The sequence below is a fragment of the Mycetocola sp. Y442 genome, assembly GCF_056898615.1.
The window spans coordinates 797,560-819,294 of the sequence record NZ_JBXHBV010000003.1 but is presented as its reverse complement, the minus strand read 5'-3'; the positions used below and the strand labels follow the sequence as shown (position 1 = coordinate 819,294).

The window sequence follows — 21,735 nt, the reverse complement described above, 5'->3', positions numbered from 1 at the left end:
GGCCTGCGGACGCATGCACTCACGGCTCGAGTGAAGCGACGAGAAATCCGCGCGTTCTATCGGGCGTTTGCCGTACAGCATCCGTCAGTCCACAACCCCGTCGAGGCCGCACGGCGCATCATGCTGCCGCTCGGCGCCCTCTCCATTCCGATCGGGCTGCTCGCCCTGTCCTTCGGGATCAGCGAGGAGATCGAGGAGGCCAATCCCGACATGGTGAGTGAGCTCGTCGCGCAGTTCGCCATCCTCGGGTTGTTTCTTTATGCCGGGGTACTGCTCTGCTGGGCAAGTTTTCGGCACCGGGCGCAGCGCGGAAGCCCCGAGCGGCACTACCGCCTCGCGCAGTTCGGGTTCGAGAACGGAATGGCCTACCTCCCCGGCCCTCTTCCCGGCACTCACCTGACGCCGTGGAAAGAGCGGGGGCAGCTCATGCTCACGCGCGTAATGCGACCGGTCTCTCCGCGAGCGGTCGAGTTCGCGAACTACGTCCTCACCACGGAGACCAGCGGCAGCCGCAACTCCGGCTTCGGTGGCATCGTCTCACTGAAGCTTCCGAACAGCCTTCCCCACATCCTGCTGGTGGCGAAGAATGACCGCCGCGTCCTGCCATACGCGGTACCCGCACGGGCGCAGGTGCTCTCACTCGAGGGCAATTTCGACGATCACTTCACGCTGTACTGCCCACAGGGCTATGAGCAGGACGCCCTCTACCTGTTCACCCCCGACGTCATGGCCGAACTGATCGACCGGGTGAACAGCTTCGACGTTGAGATCATCGACGACTGGCTCTTCCTCGAGTCGAGCCGCGACGTGGTCACCCTGGATCCCGGGACGTGGCACACCGTCGTCACCGCGACGGCCGCCATCACCGCGAAGATCGACCGCTGGGCACAGTGGCGCGACGACCGGCTGTCAGCGGGACCTCTCCCCCGGGGCGACGCGCGAGCGAGGATGCTGCCGGGCGGAAAACAAGTGGCTCCACGCGGCCGTCGACTGAAAATGGTCGCCGGCAACGGCGCAATCCTGACCGGTATTTTCGTCGCCGCCTACGTTGCCGCAGTTGTCATCGCCAATAGTGTCCTCTGACCCTGGCCTTCAGCGCCGTGGTGATCCCGAACTCGTTCCACTGGAGCGGCTTGCACAACAACCGTACGGATTCAACACCCAGAATCCAGCGGTACTCTTAAGCGGTGCTCATGTGTCTGACGGCGAGTCACAAAAACGCCTCCTTCGATCTGCTCGAGCGACTCTCAACGGGTTCCGAGAGCGTCGGCCGACGCATCACCGAACACTCGGAGTGCGTCGCCGGTGCCATTGTCATTGCCACCTGCAACCGGTTCGAGGCGTACATCGATCTCGATGAGCCGGTCACCGCCGGTGCCCAGGTCGCACTTCAGGCTGCGACGGATGCCGTCAGTGCGGCCACAGGAATCCCCACGGACACGCTGCACCAGACCTGGCAAACGCACACGGACGAAGAAGCTGCCCGCCACCTGTTCGCCGTTTCTGCCGGGCTCGAATCCGTCGTTGTCGGCGAGGGTGAGATCGCCGGTCAGGTGCGCCGGTCGCTGCAACTCGCCCGCGAATCAGGGACGACCACAAGCGACCTTGAACGGCTCTTTCAGCGCGCCTCCCAAACCTCACGCGGCGTCAAGAACAACACACCGCTCGGCCGCGCAGGTCGCTCGATCGTGCGGCTCGGCCTCGATCTCGCCGAGAGCCGCATCACCGACTGGTCAGCGGTCAGGGTTCTGCTCATCGGAACCGGCGCATACGCTGGCGCCAGCCTCGCCGCACTCCGCGACCGCGGCGTCACCGACGTCGCCGTGTACTCGCCGTCAGGTCGCGCGGCGAAGTTCGCCGCTGGCCATGACATCCGGGCCGTCGACGCTGATATGTTCCCGCGGGAGGCCGCAGAGGCGACCATCATCGTGACGTGCACAACGGCATCCGGCTTTGTGGTCGATGCCGAGGTCATTGCGGCAGGGCGTCGCGACCTCGAGGCGGCACTGCCCGCCTTCCCGTTCGACGGCACGCCCGGCTGCCCCGTCGACCACTCTGCCGGCCAGCTCGTCATCGACCTCGGTCTGCCGCGCAATGTAGACCCTGACGTCGCCACCCTCGCCGGTGTCGACCTGCTCGACCTTGAGACCATCCGCATCCACGCCCCACTGGAAGAGCTTCAGGCCACAGATCACGCACGTCAGATCGTCAACAAGGCAGCGCGCAAGTTCGCCTCGGTCACCGACGAGCAGAGCCTTGCGCCCGCTGTCGTTGCTCTCCGGTCTCGCGCATCTGAAGTGCTCGAGCAGGAGATCGCCCGGGCAGCTCCCCGCGATTCCGACGGGAGCGTGGAACGCGCGCTCCGCCACATGATGGGCCGGCTCCTGCACACGCCGACGGTACGAGCGCGGGACCACGCCAGGGCCGGCGACCACGACCGTTACGTCGAGGCGCTCGACACCCTGTTCGGCATCACGCTCGACGAGGAAGCGGTATCCGCCCCGGATCTTCCCGCGCCGACCGCCGAAACCGCGGATATTACCCGGGCGCGCGGGGCTGCACCCCACCTCGACGACGACCTCGAGCTGGACGCAGAAGCCTCCTAGACCAGCAGGCCGCGGGCATCCCCTGCGCGAAGAAACCCGCTTGCACGAAGAAGCCCGCCCCACGAATTCGTGGAGCGGGCTTCTCTCATCTCCGGCGGATGCCGGATCAGGACGTGCTAGCCATACATGTACGGGTCGCTGTTCAGCAGCGCGATGAACGTGATGATCGCGATGATGTAGCCGATGGTGGCGAGTGCGCCGATCACGATTCCGACGATGGCGAGAACCTTGCCCTGCTCGCCGGTCTTCTTGATCTGGTTGAGCGAGATGAATCCGAGAACGATCGAGATGATCGAGAACCCGAGAACCGAGCTCACCAGGGTGATGATCGACAGAACATTCCACTTCGCCGGCTGGCCCTGCGGAGCTCCGTACTGGCCCTGCGGAGCTCCGTACTGGGCCTGCGGGGCTGAGTACTGCGGCGCCTGCTGGCCGTAAGGCTGATTGGAGCCAGCGTTGGGCACTGGCGGGGTGTTGCTGTAATTGTCGTTCGACATGGTGCTCCTTCGTAAGCCGGATTACAGACTGGCAGCCTGCTGAATGAGAGTCAATTACACGCGCCGCTCGCGCTATGGGGAGAAGTCCCCCCTTTCGCGGCACTTCGGAGAGTACGACAACGGCCGCCCCTGCAGCAGAGGCGGCCGTTTGTCACGACGGGAACGACAGGGGTCAGGCGCCCTTGAGCCGCTCCGCGAGGTAGATGTAGAGCTCGTCGATCGGCACGCGCTCCTGGGCCATCGTGTCGCGATCGCGAACCGTCACCGCGTTGTCCTCGAGCGAGTCGAAGTCGACGGTGATGCAGAACGGGGTTCCGATCTCGTCCTGGCGGCGGTAGCGGCGGCCAATGGCGCCGGCGTCGTCGAAGTCGATGTTCCACGATTCGCGGAGGTCTGCCGCGACCTTGCGCGCGAGCGGCGAGAGGGCCTCGTTGCGGCTGAGCGGAAGCACGGCCACCTTCACCGGCGCGAGGCGCGGGTCGAGCTTGAGCACTGTGCGCTTGTCGGTGCCGCCCTTCGCGTTAGGCACTTCCTCCTCGTGGTACGCGTCGACGAGGAACGCCATGAGCGAGCGGGTAAGCCCCGCCGCTGGCTCGATGACGTACGGCACCCAGCGCTCGTTCTTACCCTGGTCGAAGAACGAGAGGTCCTTGCCCGAGTGCTCGGCATGGGTGGTGAGGTCGAAGTCGGTGCGGTTCGCAACGCCCTCGAGCTCGCCCCAGTCGCCGCCGGTGAAGCCGAACTTGTACTCGATGTCGACGGTGCGCTTCGAGTAGTGCGAGAGCTTCTCCGCCGGGTGCTCGAACAGGCGCAGGTTGTCGGGGTTGATGCCGAGGTCCGTGTACCAGTTGAAGCGGTAGTCGATCCAGTACTGGTGCCACTCTTCGTCCGTGCCCGGCTCGACGAAGAACTCGAGTTCCATCTGCTCGAACTCGCGGGTACGGAAGATGAAGTTTCCCGGAGTGATCTCGTTGCGGAAGCTCTTGCCGATCTGGCCGACACCGAACGGAGGCTTGACGCGCGCGGCCTGGAGGACATTGGCAAAGTTGACGAAGATGCCCTGGGCGGTCTCGGGGCGCAGGTAGTGCATGCCTGACTCATCCTCGACCGGGCCGAGGTACGTCTTGAGCATCATGTTGAAGTCGCGGGGCGGGGTCCACTCACCGCGGGTGCCGCAGTTCGGGCACGCGATCTCGAGCATGCCGGTCTCGGGCGCACGGCCCTTCTTCTCCTCGAATGCCTCGAGGAGGTGGTCTTCACGGAACCGCTTGTGGCAGTGCAGGCACTCGACGAGCGGGTCGGTGAAGACGCCGACGTGGCCGGATGCTTCCCAGATCTTCTTGGGGAGGATGACGCTGGAGTCGAGGCCGACAACGTCGTCTCGACGGGTGACCATGTACTTCCACCACTGGCGCTTGATGTTCTCTTTGAGCTCGACGCCGAGGGGCCCGTAGTCCCAGGCGGATCGCGATCCTCCGTAGATCTCACCGGCCTGGAAGACGAATCCGCGGTGGCGGGCGAGGGCGATGACTGAGTCGAGACGGCTGGATGCGGCCACTGTGGCTCCTGATGCGAAAGGGGTACCGTGCCGGCTGCACGGACCATTCAAGCTTAGCCGCGCCTGTCTGGGCGCCCGGCCAGAGCGCACGTCCGTGCAACGTCCCGTCGCAGGATCGCGCAGCATCCGTTCATCCGGCGCAAATGCCGAGAACCGCGACGGAAACCCGACACGTGCGACGGATGACCGCGCGAACCGCGTGCGGACCTCCGTTCATCCGGCGCAAATGCCGAGCAACGCGACGGAAACCCGACACGTGCGACGGATGACGGTGCGAACCGCGTGCGGACCTCCGTTCATCCGGCGCAAATGCCGAGAGACGTCGCACACACCAGGCATCCGCGACGGATGACGGCGCGAACCGCGTGCGGACCTCCGTTCATCCGGCGCAAATGCCAACAAACGCGACGAAAACCCGACACGTGCGACGGATGACGGCGCGAACCGGCTGCGAACCTCCGTTCACCCGGCGCAAATGCCAAGAAACGTCGCACACACCAGGCATCCGCGACGGATGACGGACCAGAGTCGGAAGCCCGCCCGAGCGCACAGGCGGCGTCCGTAGACTTGCCGCATGCCCACACCCCGCGCCCAGGAGTTTCGAACGCGCGAGCGAGTGACGGTGGTCGCCGAGAGCGGCCTCCACACCGGACCGTCGTTCATCCTGCTGCACGGGATCGGCATGGGCAGGCGATACTGGGGCACCCTCACCGACACGCTCGGCGCCCATGGCCGGGTGTACGCACTCGACCTCCCGGGATTCGGCGATGCACCCGAACCGGAAGCCCCGCTCACCATGGCGCAATCGGGCGACCTCATCGCCGAACTCGTCGAACGCATGCGGCTCGAGCGGGTCGTGCTCGTCGGCCACTCCATGGGTTCGCAGGTCGCCGCCGAAGCTGCCGCGCGGCATCCGGATCTCTTCGAATCGCTCGTGCTCATCAGCCCGACGGTGAACCCCGATGAACGTCGGGTCTCGACCCAGGCCAGGCGACTCGCGCAGGACCTGTGGGGTGCAAAGCGGCGGGTGCTCGGGTTCGGGGTGGTGTATTACCTCAAGGCCGGGCCGCGCTGGTACACCAGGACGCTCCGGATGATGATGCGGCACGAGGTCGAGAAGATCATGCCGCAGATCCGCGCGAACACGCTGATTGTCCGCGGCAGCGACGACAGGTTGTGCCCCCGCAGCTGGGTTGACCGCATCGTGGCGGCCATCCCGCGCTCGCGCTACGTGGAGGTGCCGGGAACAGGACACGAGGTGATGATGACGAACGGCAAAACCGTCGGCGCGCTCATCGTCCGTCACGCGGAAGGGCGAGTGTGAATCTTCTCGAGAAGGCTGGGATCTGGGCTGTCGACTATGTCGACGCCGCTCAACTGCACATGCGTGCCATTGCAGGGGGCTGGCGTGTGCCGGAACACTACGCGCACGGTGAGCCGGGCAAACCGACCGTCGTGCTCATCCCCGGTGTCTACGAGCGCTGGAACTTCCTCAAGCCCATCGCCGATCGCCTGTGGGAAGACGGCTACCCGATCAGTATCGTGCACGGACTCGGCTACAACCTCCGGCCGATCATCGACACCTCCGACCGGCTGGCCGCCGCGCTCTCGCGGGTACGGGCAAACCCGGCGGGACGCATCATCGTCGCGCACAGCAAGGGCGGACTCGTCGGCAAGCACCTCATGCTGACCCACCGCGAGAGCCTCGGTATCCGTGGGCTGGTCGCCGTTTGCACCCCGTTCGCCGGCTCGCGTTATGCCAAATACGTGCTCGGCCAGACCCTGCGCGCGTTCTCCCCGACCGACGACACGATCGTGCTGCTCGGCCGTGACTCGAGCGTCAACTCCGAGATCGTCTCCATCTTCGGCCCGTTCGACCCGCACGTGCCCGACGGCAGTGTGCTCGTCGGTGCGACCAACGTTCAGGTCCCGGTGAGCGGCCACTTCCGCATCCTGCACGCGCCGGACACCATCGATGCGGCAGCGGATGCCGTGGGGTTGCTGGCAAGCCGACCGCCGGGCCACGGCGATGATCCGGTTGCGAGCGCCGATGACGCGTCCGGTTTCGATGACCGCACAACCGTTATCGACGACAGCCCTTCCTCCGACGCAGCTCCGGCCTCCGTCTCGACACCGACCAATGCCCACGCCGGCGCACCGCCCCTCGCTCAGGAGCACCCCGACATTCTCGTGTCAGCTGTCGCTCTCGTGCGCGACCGCCGCGTGCTCATGGTGCGCGCACGCGGCCGTGATGTGCTGTACATGCCCGGCGGAAAGATCGACGATGGCGAGACCGCCATGGATGCTGCGGTGCGCGAAGCGCGCGAAGAGGTCGCGGTCGGCCTGGTTCCCGGCACCGTGCACCAGCTCTTCACTGTTGTGACCCAGGCGCACGGCGAACCCGACGGCAGGCAGGTGCGCATGGTCGTGTTTTCGGGTGAGCCTGACGCCGAACCGCGACCGAGTGCCGAGGTCAGCGAGGTGCACTGGGTGACAACGGCAGACGCATACCGCTGCCCGCCGGCCGGCACCGAAGTGCTCAAGCAGCTCGCCGCACTCGACCTGATCGACTAGCGGCTCTCAACCGTGGCGCGGTTGTTCACCATCTGAATCTGCTGTTCCTTGACCAGCGGGTAATCGGCGAGCTCGTCTGAATCGAGGTCTTCGTTGTGCATGTCGACCGCGGTGACCTGGCTGTTCTCGTAGGTCGTGTAGTAGTAGATCCCCTTGTCGGTGTTGCAGCACGAGGAATAGATCGTGATCTCGAACTTCCCAGGGGACACCTCGACACATCCTCTTTGCTGCGCGACGGAGCCGAGGATCTGGAAGAACTGGCTGATCGATTCCGACTCGGAGTCCCCGGAAACCGAGTTCATCTTCGTGAACACGGCCTTCACAAAGCGTGAAGCGGATGACAGATCTCCGGGAAGGCCGATGGCGCCCATTCCGCGGCTGTAGACGTCGAACTCGAGTTCATCCGAGAAGAGCGGTGTCGGCGGATTCTTCGACAGGTGCATGAAGTTGTTGAGGTTGAAGGACTGGATATCGAAAGTGGGGTTGTTGGTGAGGACCCCGACCGGGTTGTCGTAGACCTTGAGTCCCTCGCGCACGCTCTCCACGGTGATGGAGGTCTCTCTGTCCGAGATGATCCAGTGCAACGGCGACAGCGGGAATGACTCACTGAAGTTGATCTTCACGAGGTTCAGCGTTTCGAGAGCGGTCCTCACCTCGGCGACGGTCTCGAACTGTCCCAGCACCCACGGGATGAATTCAAACGGCGTGATGTTCGTCTTGCCTTCAGCCTCCGGCTTGTAGTCGGCGTTCTCCGGGAAGTTGAGCCCGGCCATGCTGAGCCCTTTTTCGTTGGTCGCGTCGTAGTACAGGGGATATCCGTCGGCGATGGTTGCCATCCCGATAATGGCGTGGTGGGTCTGGAGGGTGTCCTCCTTGCGAAACTCGAACGCAAAGTTCCTCGGCGTGACGGTCACCGTCTCGTTATAGGAGAACTCCAGATCAAGATTGCGACCGAAGTAGTGATCCCGCGTGGTGTAGTTCGCTCCCGTGCACATACGACTTGCCTCCGTTACGACGATGTCCAACCCGCTTGGTGACGCGAGGTTGGATCAGTGACGCGAGGCTAGACCGGGAACAGAAACGGCAATGAGTGCCAAAGGTCCTGTACGCGGGACCTTTGGCACGGCTCGACTCGACTAGCTGGTCGGGCCGGGCCGGGTTCGCGCGGCGTCGCCGAGTTCCTCGAAGAGCGTGACCTGCAGGCCCGCAGGCGCATCGAGGCGCGAGTTGAGGGAGTTCCACGGCGTCACCGTCGGCGACGCCACCAGCTCAGCGCCTTGCCCGGTGAGGTGCGCTGTCTGCTCGTCGGCATCCGTCACCTCGAAGGCAACACGCAGCCGCGGCGCGACCTGCCTGCCGACTTCAACCTCGTCGATCATGCGCTTCTGGGCGGGATTCGCGAGTTCGAGGGTGGCGCGACCGGCGTCGAGGATCATCACCCTCGCGTCGCCGTCGCCCTCGAACGCCGCCTCCTCCGGGAGGCCGAGTGCGTCCCGGTAGAACGCAACGGCCGCGTCGAAGTCCTCGGCTTCGACGACGAGTCTCATCTGCAGGACTTTGCCCATGGTGTCTCCTCCGGTGTCGTGCAGGGTGTAACCGCGGGGTGGGGCGCACTCTTCCCGCCGGTCGCTACCGCTGGTCGGAGCTACGGCCCGGCCACAGATCGGCCTCGAGGCCCTGCTCGAGCCTGGCCACCGTGTACAGATCGGGCCACGTCCGCCCCTGCAGGATCGCCTGGATCGTGCTGTGGTCCACCCCGGCAACCTCTGCGGCCGCGCGGAGACTCCGATTGCCGATGGCTGCGCGAAGGTTCAGGGCGAGCTGGCGTGCGACCTCGCCGACCGGATCAGCCGATCGAGAATCGGGCCATCCCTCGGCGAGTTCTCTCGGTGATGGTCGCGACGGTCGAGGCATATGTCGAGGGTAGATGACGCTCGATTCATCCGCACTCGAACTAGTGCACGTACTCCACGAGGTCGAGCCCGATGGTGTGCATCGCATCGAGCACGGCGAGCCGCGGCGGCAGGCCAGAGTCGGTGAACGACGCTGACACCGCGTAAGCGACACCAGCCCGCGGGCCGCGCACGGCTCCGACGTCGGTGCGCACGCCGACATCCGTGCCCGTCTTGTTGAAGATGTGGATGCCGTGATCACCGCCGCGATGGGCCAGCGGGTCGAGGCCGAACGCCGACGCGACCATCGAGAGGTCGGTGTTGAGCGAGAGCCAGCTGGCCACCCGCTGGCTCGTCGCCTGGTCGACGACCTCGCCGCGGGCAAGCGCGGAGAACAACCAGGTGAGCTCCTTCATGGAGCCAACGGAGAGGTGGGGCGCGTCGTCAGGTCCGCGGCTGTCGCGCACCTTGTCGAGGAGGGCGAGCCGCTTGAGGCCGATCGACTCGGCTCGGTGTCGCACAGCGTCCAGGCCGACGAGGCGAAGGAGCACGTTCGTGGCGAGGTTGTCGCTCGTCGCGGCGACGAGGGCAGCGAGGTCGGCGACCGGGAATGACGGCGCCTGGAGGTGCTGCCACAGGCCCGAGTCTCCGACCGAGTCGTCTGATTCACGGTCGAGAATGGTCAGCGCTGCGAAATCGTCGTCGGAGAGCCTGGCCGCGACATCGATGAGCAGCAGGACTTTGCCGATCGATGCGGTCGGCATGACGACATAGTCGTCGACGCTCAGGAGCTCAGCACCGCTCGCGAGGTCTGTGACCCGAGCCGACACCTGAACACCGTTCCTGGCGAGGTAACCGAGCGCCTTGAAGCTGCGCGTGAACGTGTCGCTCGGCTCTGCCGAGCTGTGCTTCGCCCGCCGACGATCCCGCGCGCGCAGCCTGTCATGAGACTTCGGCGCTTGGGGGGTCGGCGGTACCACGGTTCTCCATCACAAGGGTCGACGCATCCGTGACCACTCTCTCCCTGGGCCGCGGACAGTGCATCGACGTCGATATCGGTCGAGTACTGCAATGCAACCCGCCTGACGAGCGGCTCGACCGCTTCAACGGTACCTCAATTGCATCGTCGGTGACGGAAAAACTGACCCTCTCCCGTCAGGCCAACCCACCGCGAGAGCACCACTTCCGGTCGAGAACATCGCGCGGAACTGATGTGCTCGACCGGAACTGATGGTTTCGGTGACGGATGCCGCGCGCTGGGCGCGGGCGCGCGGCTACCAGATCGTGACGCGGTCACCCTCGTCGAGCCACAGCGCGTCAGACGGCGTCACACCGAACGTCTCGTAGAACTCGTCGATGTTGCGCACGATCTGGTTGCAGCGGAACTCGTTCGGCGAGTGTGGGTCGATGGCGAGCAGGCGAATCGCCTCAGCATCGCGGCTCTTCTGCTGCCAGGCCTGCGCCCAGGAGAGGAAGAACCGCTCAGCACCGGTCAGCCCGTCGATCACCGGGGGCTCCTGGCCGCCGAGCGAGAGCAGGTACGCCTTCCACGCGATCGACAGGCCACCGAGGTCGCCGATGTTCTCACCGATGGTGAGCGCACCGTTGACGTGGTGGTCGGGAATCTGCGCGGGCGCGAGCGCATTGAACTGCTCGATGAGGGATGCCGTCCGCGATTCGAACGCGGATCGATCCTCCTCGGTCCACCAGTCGGTGAGCCGGCCGTCGCCGTCGTACTTCGAGCCCTGGTCGTCGAAGCCGTGCCCGATCTCGTGCCCGATAACCGCACCGATCGCGCCGTAGTTGGCCGCGGCATCCCGCTTCTCGTCGAAGAACGGGTACTGCAGGATGGCCGCGGGGAACACGATCTCGTTGAAACCCGGGTTGTAGTACGCGTTGATCGTCTGCGGGGTCATGAACCACTCGTCGCGGTCGAGCGGCTTGCCGATCTTGCCGAGTTCGCGGTTGAACTCGAACTCGCTCGCCCTGCGTACGTTGCCGAGCAGGTCGCGCTTGTCGACGGTGAGTGTGGAGTAGTCGCGCCACTTCACCGGGAACCCGATCTTCGGAGTGAACTTGTCGAGCTTCTCGAGTGCACGGGCACGGGTGGCCTCGCTCATCCAGTCGAGGGTCGAGATCGACTCGCGGTACGCTTCGACGAGGTAGTCGACGAGCACGTCCATCTGCTCCTTGGCCTGTGGCGGGAAGAATCGCTCGACGTAGATCTTGCCGACAGCCTCACCCATGACGCCCTCGACGAGCGAGACGCCGCGCTTCCAGCGTTCGCGAAGCTCGGGTGTGCCGGAGAGGGTACGGCCGTAGAAGTCGAAGTTCTCGTCGACGAACTCGCCGGACAGGTACGGCGCCGCGCCATGGACGACCTTCCAGGCGAGCCAGTCCTTCCACGCCTCGAGGCGCGAGGGGACCAGGAGCGGCGCGAGCTCCTCGAAGAAGCTGGGTTCGCGAACCACGACCTCGTCGAGCGCGTGCTCGGGAGCGCCGAGCGCGGTGCGCCAGGTTTCGAGGATGCCGGCGGCCGAGCGTGCGACGTCACGTTCGTCGCTGACGTCGACGGCGGTCCCCGCGAACAGGGCAGCGGCATCCGCCCACGAATACAGGTTGTAGGTTGCCTCGCTGTCGCGGGTGCGCACGTTGTCCCAGTGCGCGGCCGCGATGCTGGTCTCAAGCTCGAAGACCCGCTGCGCACGCACGTCGGCTGCGGTGAACTCGTCACCATCGGCGATGCCGTCAGCGGCGAGCTGGAACATGCGCTGGACGTGGGCGAGGTAGGCCTCGCGCACCGACGCGAAGGAGTCCTCGCGGTAGTAGCTCTCGTCTGGCAGCGAGATGCCGCCCTGCTCGATGAGCACGAGGTAACGCTCGGGGTTGCCCGGGTCGTTGTCGACGTAGAGCTGGAAGAAGCCACTGACACCAACGCGTTCAAATGCGGCAACAGCCGACACGAACTCCTCGATCGTCTCGATGGAGTCGATCGAGGCGAGCTGCTGGGCGATCGGCGCTGCACCGAGCGCCTCGATGAGTTCGTCGTCCATGAAGCTCGCGTAGAGGTCGCCGACCTTGCGCTGCTCGACGGCCGTCTCGCCCGTCGTCTCGGTGGCGCCCTGCGCCTCGAGGATGATGTCCTTCACCGCTTTCTCGGCCTCTTCGGCGAGCTGGTGGAACGATCCCCAGCGGGCCTTGTCTGCAGGAATTTCGGTGCGGTCGAGCCACTTGCCGTTGACGTGGCGGTAGAGGTCGTCCTGCGGACGCACCTCCGGGTCGAGTTCGTCGAGTGCGATGCCGGAGTGGAGCGCTGCGTCAGTCATGGTTCCACCCTAGTTCCGCTGCCCGCCGTTCAGACAGGAATGGGTGCTCTCGCGACTGCGGATGCCGTCGGCCGGCGCTGCGCATTCCCACCGGTTCAGGATGCGGCAGTCTCCACCGCGAACGTGCGGGCGAATCCGACGACGAGTTCCCGGTAGGTGAGCTCATGGTCGCGATCGTTCTCCTGTGCGCTCGAGTGCCACCGTTCGCAGAGCGCGATGATCGCCTCGACGATCGTCGTGGCATCCCACCGCGTCGTCACCCGGCCGGCGTCCTGCAGGCCGGCCACCACCGAAATCGGAGTACGACCATTCGCGCGGGTTCCCATCAGGCGGAAGAACTCGTCCTCACGTTCGAGCCGCGCCCAGATCATCGTGCGGGTGCTGTCGGGGTTCTGCGTGACGTAGTCAAACACCGCTGTCGCGAATGCGGTCAGGTCGGCGGGTGAACCGATCGCAGTGACGAGGTCGTCTGCGGCATCCTCAACGACAGCATCGAACAGGCCCTGCTTGTCCGTGAAATACGCGTAGATGCGCTGCACATTCGCGCCCGCCAGTTTCGCAATGCGGTCGACCCGCGCGCCAGCGAGGCCGTGTGCCGCAAACTCACTCCGCGCGGCGTCGAGAATGACAGCTTTGGTGCGAACGGATGCCACGGTCATGCCATCATATTAGAGCTAAAAGCAAATACTTATTTGGAAAAGGTAATCCCTGTGTCACTTCCGTCCGAAGCTCCGCTCTCCAACAAACGCCGCTGGTGGGTGCTCGCCATCGTTGCGCTCACCCAGCTGGTGGTCGTCCTCGACGGAACCATCGTCAACATCGCCCTGCCAGAGGCGCAGGCCGACCTTGGCCTCACCGACGTCGAACGCCAGTGGGTCGTCACCGCCTACGCCCTCGCGTTCGGCGCCCTGCTCCTCCTGGGCGGCCGCATTGCCGACTACTGGGGACGCAAGCGCTCGTTCATCGTCGGCATGATCGGGTTCGGCATCGCCAGCGCATACGGCGGGCTGATCGGCACGGGAATCGAGCTGATCGTCGCGCGTGGGCTGCAGGGCGCGTTCGCGGCACTCATGGCGCCAGCCGCACTCGCCATCCTCACCACAACCTTCCCGTCCGGCCGCGAGCGCAACACGGCGTTCGCCGTGTTCGGTTCGATCGGTGGCGCGGGAGCTGCCGTCGGCCTCGTTCTCGGCGGAGTGCTCACCGAGTTCTTCAGCTGGCGCTGGTGCCTGCTCGTCAACGTCCCGGTGGTTCTCATCGCGATCGTCGCGGCGATCTACCTCCTCCGCGAGAGCAAGGCCGACGGCGACAACAAATACGACTTCCTCGGCACCGTCCTCGTCGCACTGGGTCTTGGCTCGCTCGTCTACGGCTTCACGCTCGCCGAACAGGGCTGGGATTCGCTCGGGGCCTGGGCGTGCCTTGCTGCGGGCGTCGTGCTGATGGCGCTGTTCTTCTACTCTCAGTCGAGGGTCGCGCAGCCGTTGCTCCCGCTCCGCGTCATCGCGAACCGGGTCCGTGGGGGTTCTCTGCTGCTTCAGATGGTGTCGGGCAGCGTCATGATCGGCATGATGCTCTACCTGACATTCCACCTCCAGATCGTGCTCGGGTTCTCACCGCTTCTCGCCGGGCTCGCGTCGCTGCCGATGACCATCGTGATCAGCATCGTCGCCCCGATCGCCACCAAGCTGCTGCCGAGGATCGGCCCCAAGCCCCTCATGGTTGTCGGACCACTCATCGCCGCCGCGGGAATGCTCTGGCTGAGCCGACTCTCCGTGACGGGTAACTACTGGACCGAGATCGTGCCAGGGGTTGTTCTGCTCGGCATCGGAATGGCCATGCTCTTCGTGCCGTTGCAGAACCTTGCCCTGCTCGGCGTCGAACCCCACGATGCCGGTGCGGCGAGCGCGGCCAACACTGCCGCGATGCAGATTGGCGGATCGATCGGACTCGGCATCTACACAGCGCTGTACACGGCGGGCAGTGCGACTGGCACGGGCTTCGAGGCCTTTGTCTCGGGATACTCCGCGGTATTCATCGGCACAGCGGTTGCGCTCGTGATCGGCTCGATCATCGCCGCCACGTTCATCCGCGGGTCGAAGGAAGACCTCATGCCGATGGGCGACAAGGCGGAGAAGGCACTCCACCTGGGCTAAGTGGCTGTGGCCACGGCCAGGACACGGCCACGAGAAAAGCGGGAGGGGTTCGCCCCTCCCGCTTTTCTGTGCCGTCGTCTCGATTTTGTCGGCGCGATTAGTCGTCGCTGTCGGGGTCGTCGTAGTCGGGACCGTCGCGATCCAGCGTGCCGATCGGCACACCCTCACCGTTGAGGAAGGCCAGTTCGTCGTCATCATCCGGCTCGACGACGGCTGTAGCTGCTGTGCTCAGCCAGGTGTTGACGCCAGCGCACGCGACGAGGGTCGTGGCGAGCTCGGAAAACACTATCGCCTCGTCTTCGATCGTCCAGGTCCCCGCGAGGTCGTTGCATCCGTCGCTGCCGGTCACGGTTCCGTCCTGGGCAAATTCGAGGTACGGGTCATCGGCGTCGTCGGGGTCGCCCCACGTACCGACAACAAACTCTTCGGTGAGGGTGGGTATGCGACCGCTGTCCTTCGGGCTCCCGGTATCACGAGTGCCACCGCCGGCACCGCCGTCGCGCGGCGGTGCTCCGTTGTCCGGGCCCCCTCCGCACCCCGTCAATGCGAGCGCGAGCGCAAAGACCGCGACGATCGCAGAGATGCCTCTTCTGTTGTGAGTCTGGCTGATCATGACACCCCTCCAATAGCCAGTGCGCGGGCTGGCACCGGGTTGATTATGGCGAGGTTAAGCCGGGCATCGGGCGCCGACCAGAGTCGTCCGACCCCGCAGGAAGAACCACCCCACGATGTGCCACGTGAAGAGGGCGCCGCGATCCGACCCGGGTTGTGGCCGCAGGTCACGCCGCTGCCAGGTCTCGCCGGTTCAGAACGACGGATGCCGCGATCCCCGCTGCGATCGCGAGCGCGAGCATCCCGAATCCACCGCTCCAGTCTGTCTCGCTCCCGAGGGCGATCGGGGTGTGAGAAAACGGTGAGAGGTTCTCGGCCCACTCGGGCAGGCCAACGAGCTTGCCGAAGAGCCCGAGGAACGCGCCGGCCACGAGAAGCGCCCAGCCGATCGGGCCGGTGAACCGGGGCAGGAGCACGAACACGAGGGCGACGACGCCCAGATAGAGCAGTGCGGCGGGAAGCTGGGCAGCACCAGCGGCGAGCGCGTCAGCCGTCGTGACATTCTCCGCTCCGACCAGGGCAGCGGAGAGGGCGGCTGCCACCACCGAGGCGGCGAGCACGAGCACAACGGCGACAGTGCCAACGAGAAGATAGTCGGCGAGCCATTTCACGCGGTGCACCGGGGTCGCGAGGACGAGTTCGGCGGTCGTGAGCGCCTCTTCCTGCCGAGCACGGACGACCGCCTGGACAGCACAGCCCGCGGCGAGAATCCCGACGACGGTGAAGATCACCGACAGGAAAGCCTGGCTCAGCGATTCCCCCTCACCCGACAGTCGGCGCAACTGCTCGGCGACCGGGTTGCTCGCTACGTCATTGTTCCCGGCGATACTGCCGAGCGCGCCGCCGAACACGCCGAGCAGAACCCCGCCGGCCGCCCAGCCGATCACCGACGGCCAGTGCAGGCGCCAGGCCAGGCCGAGCGAACCCGACAGGGTTGCCCGCGCCCGCGGCCGCCCCACGCCTGCCCCGAACACGCTTGCCCCGCTGTCCCTCGCCACCTGCAGCAGGCAGGCGGATGCCGTCAGCACGGCCGCGAGGGCGACGTTCAGCAGCAACGGGGTTGCGTCATCCGCCGTGAACGGGTGTGTCGCCAGCCCCCAGCCGATCGGCGACAGCCAGCTCGGCCACGCACTGTCGACCCTGAGTCCGTCCTCGGAGACCGCCCCGAACGCATCGCCGATTCCGCGAGCGAGATAAGCGAGGAGCACGAGACCGGCCGCCGTGCCGTTCGCCGCCCGAGAGGTGAGCATGAGTTCCGAGGCGACCAGACCGACGGCCAGGAAGCTGACGCCAACGGCCGCGAGCGACAGACCGGTGAGCCAGGAACCTGCCGCGTCCAGGCCTGCGGCCAGCAGGCATCCGCTCACCACGATGACGAGCAGAAGATTGACGATCACTCCCCAGGCAAGTGTGGCGCTGAGCGGAAGCAAGCGCGGAATCGGGGTCGCCGCCACCAGCTCGGCCCGGCCGGTCTCCTCCTCGGCGCGGGAGTGACGGACGGCGAGGAAGGTGTTGACGAGGCCGACGAGCAGGCCGAGGAAGGCGAAGATCGTGAAGATGAAGAGGGCGTCGACCGCAGCGCCCTGCGGTGGCCCGCGCAGGATAAGGATGGCCGGGTTCGCCGTCGCCAGCCTCAGCAGCGCGGCCCGCTGCGTCTCGTCGCCGAAATTGTCGCCGAGCGCCGCCGCCGTGAAGAAGACCAGTGCACCGATCGCGGCGAGCCAGCTCAGCGTCTGGACCCGATCCCGCCTCGCCCGCTGCCCGAGCAGCGCGACAAACTCGGTCATCGTCGGTCTCGGGCGTGGCGGGCCGGCGGGTGAACCACGGCCGGGTCTGCGGGGACCGCGCCTCGGGCGACGGCGGCCTTCCGCGGCGGTCCAGGGGTGGCCGCGTCACGCCCCGGCCGAGGGGGTGACGCAAGCGCCGACGCTGCCTCGGCGCCTGCCCCATCGCCGTAGTGCCGGAGGAAGAGCTCTTCGAGGGAGGGTGGCGTAATCGTCAGCCCCGTCACCCCGAGCGCCGCCAACGCGGGCAGGAGATCCGTGACCGAGGCGGTCTCCGCGGTGAACGCGACCCTGCCGTGCTCGATCCGAAGGTCTTCGACGCCGGGAAGGGCCGGGAGATCAGCGTCGCTGAGGCCGGACGCAGCGAAGCTGATCTCGGTGCGGGTGAGGCGCCGGAGATCGCTGAGCGTTCCCTCTTCGACCCGCCGACCCGAGCGGATGATGCTGACGCGGGTGCAGAGCTCTTCGACTTCGCTCAGGATATGACTCGACAACAGCACTGTGGCACCGTCGGCGACCCGGTCGGTGAGTTCCGCCCGGAACACGGCCTCCATGAGGGGATCGAGCCCGGACGTCGGCTCATCGAGCAGGTACAACTCGGCGGGCACGGCGAAGGCGGCGACCAGCGCCACTTTCTGCCGGTTCCCCTTGGAGTAGGTGCGCCCCTTCTTCGTGGGATCCAGCTCGAAAACATCGAGGAGACGCTTTCTACTCCGCTCGTACTCGGTGCGGTCACGGATGCCGCGGAGCCGGCTGAGCAGATCGATCGCCTCGCCGCCGGTGAGGTTGGGCCACAGGCTCACGTCGCCGGGAACGTAAGCCAGCCGCCTGTGGATGGCGACGGCATCCGCCCGGGGATCCAGCCCGAACACGGTCGCGCTTCCGGAGGTCAGCCGCGCGAGGCCGAGCAGGATGCGGATCGTCGTCGACTTTCCCGCCCCATTTGGCCCGAGAAAACCGTGGATCTCGCCGGCTTCGACGTCGAGGTCGAGGCCATCGAGTGCGTGCACCTGGCCAAAGTGCTTGCGGAGATCACGAGCCTGAATCACGGTGCTCATACTGCGGAGGCTACGCTTCGCGGGGCGCGTTGACCAGACGGGAGCGCAATCTCAGCGCGGACGAGGACAAGGACAAGGGAAGTCTCTACCGGCGGTCTCCCCTCCTTGCTATACCTAGCCCGATGAGGCGATACACGACGAAGCGACTGGCAGGAATGGCGATTGTGGCCGGAACGGTTGGCGTTCTGGCGGCCGCCACAGTTCTTGCTGCGGGGTCTCTGCCCGCTGAGGGAGCGACCATCACGGTCGGACCCGTCAACCCTGTCACCGTGACGGTGAGCGGGCATCCGGCGAATAGCGGTTTCACCGTGTTTGTTGAAGGCGACGTTGCTTTGAACGCCGACGAGACCGAAGGGACAGTCGCCTTGGGTGGTGATCTGAGCTTCGGCGCTAGCTATTCAATCGCCGGTGCCGGGATATTTCCCAACACCTTCACAGCACCCGGTGACACTCAACCGACGTACCTCTACGTCGGAGGAGGGGTCGACTTCGCAGCGAGTGGCGCCAACGTGCTCAGGGTGCTCAACAACGGCTTCACGAAGATCGCCGACGCATCGACATATCTGGCCCTGGACCGCGACAACAACAACGCGACGGTCAACTACAACATTGTCGAGCCCGGAGCAGCATACGGTTCCGTTCCCCGAATCGAGGGAACGGTTATTGAGACACCCGCCCAGGTCTCCGCGCCGGTTAGCGCCGACCTGATCGACATCCCGGGAGCGTTCACCGCATATCGCGGGCTCACCACTCAACTCGCCCAATGCACCCCGAACGCCACACTGACCGACGACGCGGGCACGCCTCTCACCTCGCCCATCGCTCCGGGGACCCGGGGTCACCTCTCGCTTACTCCCGGCGTGACGAACGTACTGAACATCCCGGCATCCGACCTCGAAGCGCTGAGCGAACTCGTTGTCGACTCACAGCCCGCCGAAGATACTCCCGTGCTCGTGAACATCAGCGGGCAAACGTTCAACGGCTCCATTCCGAATCTGCCGGGTGCGACCTCGGCCCAGGCACCGTACATCCTGTGGAACTTCCCAGAGGCGACATCTGTGACCGTCGCCGGCGGTGACAGCCTCGAAGGCACGATTTACGCCCCAAACGCCAACCTGAGCTGGCAAGTCACGCAGAACATCGAAGGAAACGTGATCGCGGCGCAGTTCACGCACGGCACGCCAGCCATTCCGGGCGGGGCACCGAGGGAAGTGCACAGCTTCCCGTTCAATACCGAACTCACGTGCACCTACGAGGACGGGTCGACGCCAACGCCGACGCCAACGGACACCCCTACGCCCACACCAACGGACACGCCAACGCCAACTCCAACGCCAACGCCAACGCCAACGCCAACCGTTACGCCGGACCCGACTCCCACTCCGACGGATACCCCAACCGCACCCGCGCCAGGTCCCGGCTCGGATCCGACACCGGATTCTCAGACGGGGACATCGTGGGGAGATGACCGGGACCGTTTGCCGGGCACAGGAGGGGACGTTTCCCTCGCAGCGACACTCACCGGCATTGCGACTGCTGCCGCCGTGGGTGGCGCGCTCCTTCTCTTCGGACGGCGTCGCACGAGCAAGGACTGAGACCGGGTCGGGTCCCTCCCGACGTGGCGGACAGCGTGATGGGTCAGTGGCACCAGGACCGCCCAGCGCTGGGCCGTGCTTAACTCACGAGACAGAACGGGTGACCGGCCGGATCGAGGTACACCCGGAAATCGTCCTCCCGGCTCCCGGCGTCACGCGCCCCGATCGCGAGTACTTTTGCCTCCCCTGCGTCGAGGTCGGCGACTCGAATGTCGAAGTGTGACTGCTGCGGGACCACCTGGCCCGGCCACTGCGGGGGCGTGTAATCGTCGACCTGCTGGAAGGCGACCCTGATTCCGCCGCCGGGCTTCTGCAGGGCTACCCAGTCGTCCTCATTGATGATGCGCTCCATGCCAAGGAGCTGCTCATAGAACGAGGCAAGGGAGTCGGGGTCAGGGCAGTCGAGCACAACGCTTCGAAGTTCACCAATCATGTCCGTGAGGATACGACGAGAGTTCGGGCAGCGAAAGCCCTCCCCTTGCTCGCCTGGTGTCGGGAAACATCCGGTGAGGAATATCTGGACCCACAATAGTTGTTCGGCATAGTATTGCCCATCAACCGCTGCACAGGCGGCAAGCCGGCGCTCACCCGAGAGGAGTGCACCACAATGTCATTCAACGACCGGATCATCACCGAATTCAGAACAAACAACGGAGTCGTCGCCTCTGCGGGGTTCGGATCGAGCCTCGTCCTGATTCATAGCGTCGGCGCCAGGACACGGGAGCCCCGGGTCAACCCCGCCCTGTCACTCCGCGACCCAGGCACGTGGCTCGTTGTGGCATCCGCGATGGGGGCAGCACGAGACCCCGCTTGGGCCGTGAACCTCAGGGCGGAGCCCGAGGTCGAGATCGAAGCGTCCGTTGCAGGCGATGTCAGGACGTTCCCCGTAACGGCGGAGGAACTCGACGGACCAGAGCGCCAGGCGGCATTCGCGCGCTTTACCGAGCGAGCGCCATCGTTCGCGGCCTATCAACAGCGCACGGCACGCCTGCTCCCCGTATTCCGCTTCACCCCGCGATGAAACGCGTGGCCAGGCACGATCCACCTTCCGATAATCAAGGAGACACCATGACAGATCCATCCACCGCCAACGCTGTGCCACCGGATGACCTCAGCAGGTCGCTGAGGATCCGGCGGCCGGACACGGACGAAACTCTGCCCCACTACGGAGTCGTGGGTGACAACTACACAATCCTGCTCACGGGCGCGGACACCGACGGCAGGTACGGGCTCATCGACATGCATGTGCCACCCGGCGGCGGGCCGCCCCCGCACCGGCACAATTTCGAGGAGATGTTCCACGTGCTCGAGGGCGAAGTGGAGATCACGTTCCGCGGACAAACGACAGGGGTCCGGGCGGGGGAAACGGTTAATATCCCCGCTGGGGCACCCCACCGATTCCATAACGCCTCTGACAGTGACGCACGGATGCTCTGCATGATTTCGCCGCCAGGGCTCGAAGAGTACTTCACGCTGTGGGGAAAGCCGCTCCCGACGCGGACTGCCCGGCTCGAACTCTCCGATGACGAGGCGCAGGATGCCATCGGCAAGGCTATCGAGCTCGGTCCCCGCTACGCGATCGAGAACCTACCCCCGAGCTGATTGCGCGGCGGCGGTCAGGTTCTGCTCCAGCGACGTCAACGAGGCAAGGACCTGTGCCCGCTCGTCTTCCGAGAGCGAACCGACCGTCGCCGCCTCCAGCTCCGACCAGATTCGGTGCACAGCTTTTCTCAGCGGCATACTCGCGCGCGTGGCCTCGACCACGGTCGCCCTCTTGTCCGTCGGGCTGACGCTGATCCGGACGAACCCTGCTCGCTCCAACCGTCGAACGGTGCGCGCAACGGTCGGAGCGTCTGTCTCCAGATGGCGAACCAGATCCACCTGCCGCTGCGGCCCCTCGTCCCAGAGTCGCATCATCAGGAGTTCCTGGTTGGGATAGAGACCGGTCTCCCGGAGCAATTGCCCCGCCATCGTCTTGTGCAGTCGAGCAACCCGAAAGATCGCGTGGCTCACCGGGCCCTGCCCGGCAACCGTGCCCGCAGCATCGTCCGCATTGCTCATGAAACACCCCTTCACC

22 protein-coding genes are annotated in these 21,735 nt (G+C 65.6%); 9 read left to right on the top strand and 13 right to left on the bottom strand.

Features of this window, described 5'->3' with window-relative positions; translation table 11 throughout:
- The first annotated feature begins 30 nt into the window (after positions 1–30).
- Positions 31–1,083, top strand: coding sequence for a hypothetical protein (locus AC1X6S_RS15435; protein WP_483406632.1), 1,053 nt, complete (start codon positions 31–33; stop codon positions 1,081–1,083).
- A 104-nt stretch (positions 1,084–1,187) separates the two neighbouring features.
- Positions 1,188–2,606, top strand: a complete 1,419-nt coding sequence (locus tag AC1X6S_RS15430; protein ID WP_483406631.1) for a glutamyl-tRNA reductase — start codon at positions 1,188–1,190, stop codon at positions 2,604–2,606.
- Between the two features lie 116 nt (positions 2,607–2,722).
- Here the strand turns inward: AC1X6S_RS15430 and AC1X6S_RS15425 are convergent, their stop codons facing one another.
- Positions 2,723–3,103 (bottom strand): DUF4190 domain-containing protein, encoded by a 381-nt coding sequence (locus AC1X6S_RS15425; protein ID WP_483406630.1) that lies wholly within the window; start codon positions 3,101–3,103, stop codon positions 2,723–2,725.
- Positions 3,104–3,275: 172 nt separating this feature from the next.
- A complete protein-coding gene (locus AC1X6S_RS15420; protein WP_483406629.1) occupies positions 3,276–4,661 on the bottom strand; it encodes a glycine--tRNA ligase in 1,386 nt (461 codons plus the stop codon).
- 574 nt (positions 4,662–5,235) lie between these two features.
- Here AC1X6S_RS15420 and AC1X6S_RS15415 point away from each other — a divergent pair.
- Positions 5,236–5,985 (top strand): alpha/beta fold hydrolase, encoded by a 750-nt coding sequence (locus AC1X6S_RS15415; protein WP_483406628.1) that lies wholly within the window; start codon positions 5,236–5,238, stop codon positions 5,983–5,985.
- Complete coding sequence (locus tag AC1X6S_RS15410) at positions 5,982–7,235, top strand: NUDIX domain-containing protein (RefSeq protein WP_483406627.1); 1,254 nt, start codon at positions 5,982–5,984, stop codon at positions 7,233–7,235. The genes AC1X6S_RS15415 and AC1X6S_RS15410 overlap by 4 nt, the downstream gene beginning before the upstream one ends.
- Here the strand turns inward: AC1X6S_RS15410 and bsh are convergent.
- The 4 genes from bsh to AC1X6S_RS15390 form a co-directional block, all read right to left on the bottom strand.
- Entirely contained in the window at positions 7,232–8,230 is a 999-nt protein-coding gene (gene bsh, locus AC1X6S_RS15405; RefSeq protein ID WP_483406626.1) for a choloylglycine hydrolase, read from the bottom strand. The genes AC1X6S_RS15410 and bsh overlap by 4 nt on opposite strands.
- 141 nt (positions 8,231–8,371) lie before the next feature.
- Positions 8,372–8,800: a VOC family protein gene (locus AC1X6S_RS15400; protein ID WP_483406625.1), complete on the bottom strand. Its 429-nt coding sequence runs from the start codon at positions 8,798–8,800 to the stop codon at positions 8,372–8,374.
- A gap of 64 nt (positions 8,801–8,864) precedes the next feature.
- Positions 8,865–9,149 carry a helix-turn-helix domain-containing protein gene (locus AC1X6S_RS15395; protein ID WP_483406624.1) on the bottom strand — a complete coding sequence of 95 codons (285 nt, stop codon included), beginning with the start codon at positions 9,147–9,149 and terminating at the stop codon, positions 8,865–8,867.
- Positions 9,150–9,189: 40 nt separating this feature from the next.
- Positions 9,190–10,107, bottom strand: a complete 918-nt coding sequence (locus tag AC1X6S_RS15390) for a serine hydrolase (protein WP_483406623.1) — start codon at positions 10,105–10,107, stop codon at positions 9,190–9,192.
- Between the two features lie 29 nt (positions 10,108–10,136).
- On the opposite strand from AC1X6S_RS15390, the gene AC1X6S_RS15385 reads away from it, so the two are divergent.
- Positions 10,137–10,358 carry a hypothetical protein gene (locus tag AC1X6S_RS15385; RefSeq protein WP_483406622.1) on the top strand — a complete coding sequence of 74 codons (222 nt, stop codon included), beginning with the start codon at positions 10,137–10,139 and terminating at the stop codon, positions 10,356–10,358.
- 43 nt (positions 10,359–10,401) lie between these two features.
- Here the strand turns inward: AC1X6S_RS15385 and AC1X6S_RS15380 are convergent, their stop codons facing one another.
- Positions 10,402–12,453, bottom strand: coding sequence for a M13 family metallopeptidase (locus tag AC1X6S_RS15380; RefSeq protein WP_483406621.1), 2,052 nt, complete (start codon positions 12,451–12,453; stop codon positions 10,402–10,404).
- A 95-nt stretch (positions 12,454–12,548) separates the two neighbouring features.
- Positions 12,549–13,112 (bottom strand): TetR/AcrR family transcriptional regulator, encoded by a 564-nt coding sequence (locus AC1X6S_RS15375; RefSeq protein ID WP_483406620.1) that lies wholly within the window; start codon positions 13,110–13,112, stop codon positions 12,549–12,551.
- Positions 13,113–13,163: 51 nt separating this feature from the next.
- Here AC1X6S_RS15375 and AC1X6S_RS15370 point away from each other — a divergent pair, with 51 nt between their 5' ends.
- Positions 13,164–14,609, top strand: coding sequence for an MFS transporter (locus tag AC1X6S_RS15370; protein ID WP_483406619.1), 1,446 nt, complete (start codon positions 13,164–13,166; stop codon positions 14,607–14,609).
- Between the two features lie 97 nt (positions 14,610–14,706).
- Here AC1X6S_RS15370 and AC1X6S_RS15365 read toward each other — a convergent pair whose 3' ends face one another.
- The 3 genes from AC1X6S_RS15365 to AC1X6S_RS15355 all read right to left on the bottom strand — a co-directional run bounded on the left by AC1X6S_RS15365 (position 14,707) and on the right by AC1X6S_RS15355 (position 18,063).
- Positions 14,707–15,222, bottom strand: a complete 516-nt coding sequence (locus tag AC1X6S_RS15365) for an META domain-containing protein (protein ID WP_483406618.1) — start codon at positions 15,220–15,222, stop codon at positions 14,707–14,709.
- Positions 15,223–15,388: 166 nt separating this feature from the next.
- Positions 15,389–17,008: an ABC transporter permease gene (locus AC1X6S_RS15360; RefSeq protein ID WP_483406617.1), complete on the bottom strand. Its 1,620-nt coding sequence runs from the start codon at positions 17,006–17,008 to the stop codon at positions 15,389–15,391.
- A complete protein-coding gene (locus AC1X6S_RS15355) occupies positions 17,005–18,063 on the bottom strand; it encodes an ABC transporter ATP-binding protein (protein WP_483406616.1) in 1,059 nt (352 codons plus the stop codon). Before AC1X6S_RS15355 ends, AC1X6S_RS15360 begins: the two co-directional genes overlap by 4 nt.
- Before the next feature lie 122 nt (positions 18,064–18,185).
- Between AC1X6S_RS15355 and AC1X6S_RS15350 the strand changes: the two genes are divergently transcribed.
- A complete protein-coding gene (locus AC1X6S_RS15350; protein ID WP_483406615.1) occupies positions 18,186–19,658 on the top strand; it encodes a collagen-binding domain-containing protein in 1,473 nt (490 codons plus the stop codon).
- Positions 19,659–19,737: 79 nt separating this feature from the next.
- Here the strand turns inward: AC1X6S_RS15350 and AC1X6S_RS15345 are convergent, their stop codons facing one another.
- Positions 19,738–20,091 carry a VOC family protein gene (locus tag AC1X6S_RS15345; protein ID WP_483406614.1) on the bottom strand — a complete coding sequence of 118 codons (354 nt, stop codon included), beginning with the start codon at positions 20,089–20,091 and terminating at the stop codon, positions 19,738–19,740.
- Positions 20,092–20,265: 174 nt separating this feature from the next.
- Here AC1X6S_RS15345 and AC1X6S_RS15340 point away from each other — a divergent pair, with 174 nt between their 5' ends.
- Together AC1X6S_RS15340 and AC1X6S_RS15335 are read left to right on the top strand one after the other, a co-directional pair.
- On the top strand, positions 20,266–20,679 hold the full coding sequence (locus AC1X6S_RS15340) for a nitroreductase/quinone reductase family protein (RefSeq protein ID WP_483406613.1): 414 nt from the start codon (positions 20,266–20,268) through the stop codon (positions 20,677–20,679).
- 47 nt (positions 20,680–20,726) lie between these two features.
- On the top strand, positions 20,727–21,260 hold the full coding sequence (locus tag AC1X6S_RS15335; protein ID WP_483406612.1) for a cupin domain-containing protein: 534 nt from the start codon (positions 20,727–20,729) through the stop codon (positions 21,258–21,260).
- Here AC1X6S_RS15335 and AC1X6S_RS15330 read toward each other — a convergent pair.
- A complete protein-coding gene (locus tag AC1X6S_RS15330) occupies positions 21,246–21,719 on the bottom strand; it encodes a MarR family winged helix-turn-helix transcriptional regulator (RefSeq protein ID WP_483406611.1) in 474 nt (157 codons plus the stop codon). The genes AC1X6S_RS15335 and AC1X6S_RS15330 overlap by 15 nt on opposite strands.
- Between the last annotated feature and the right edge of the window lie 16 nt (positions 21,720–21,735).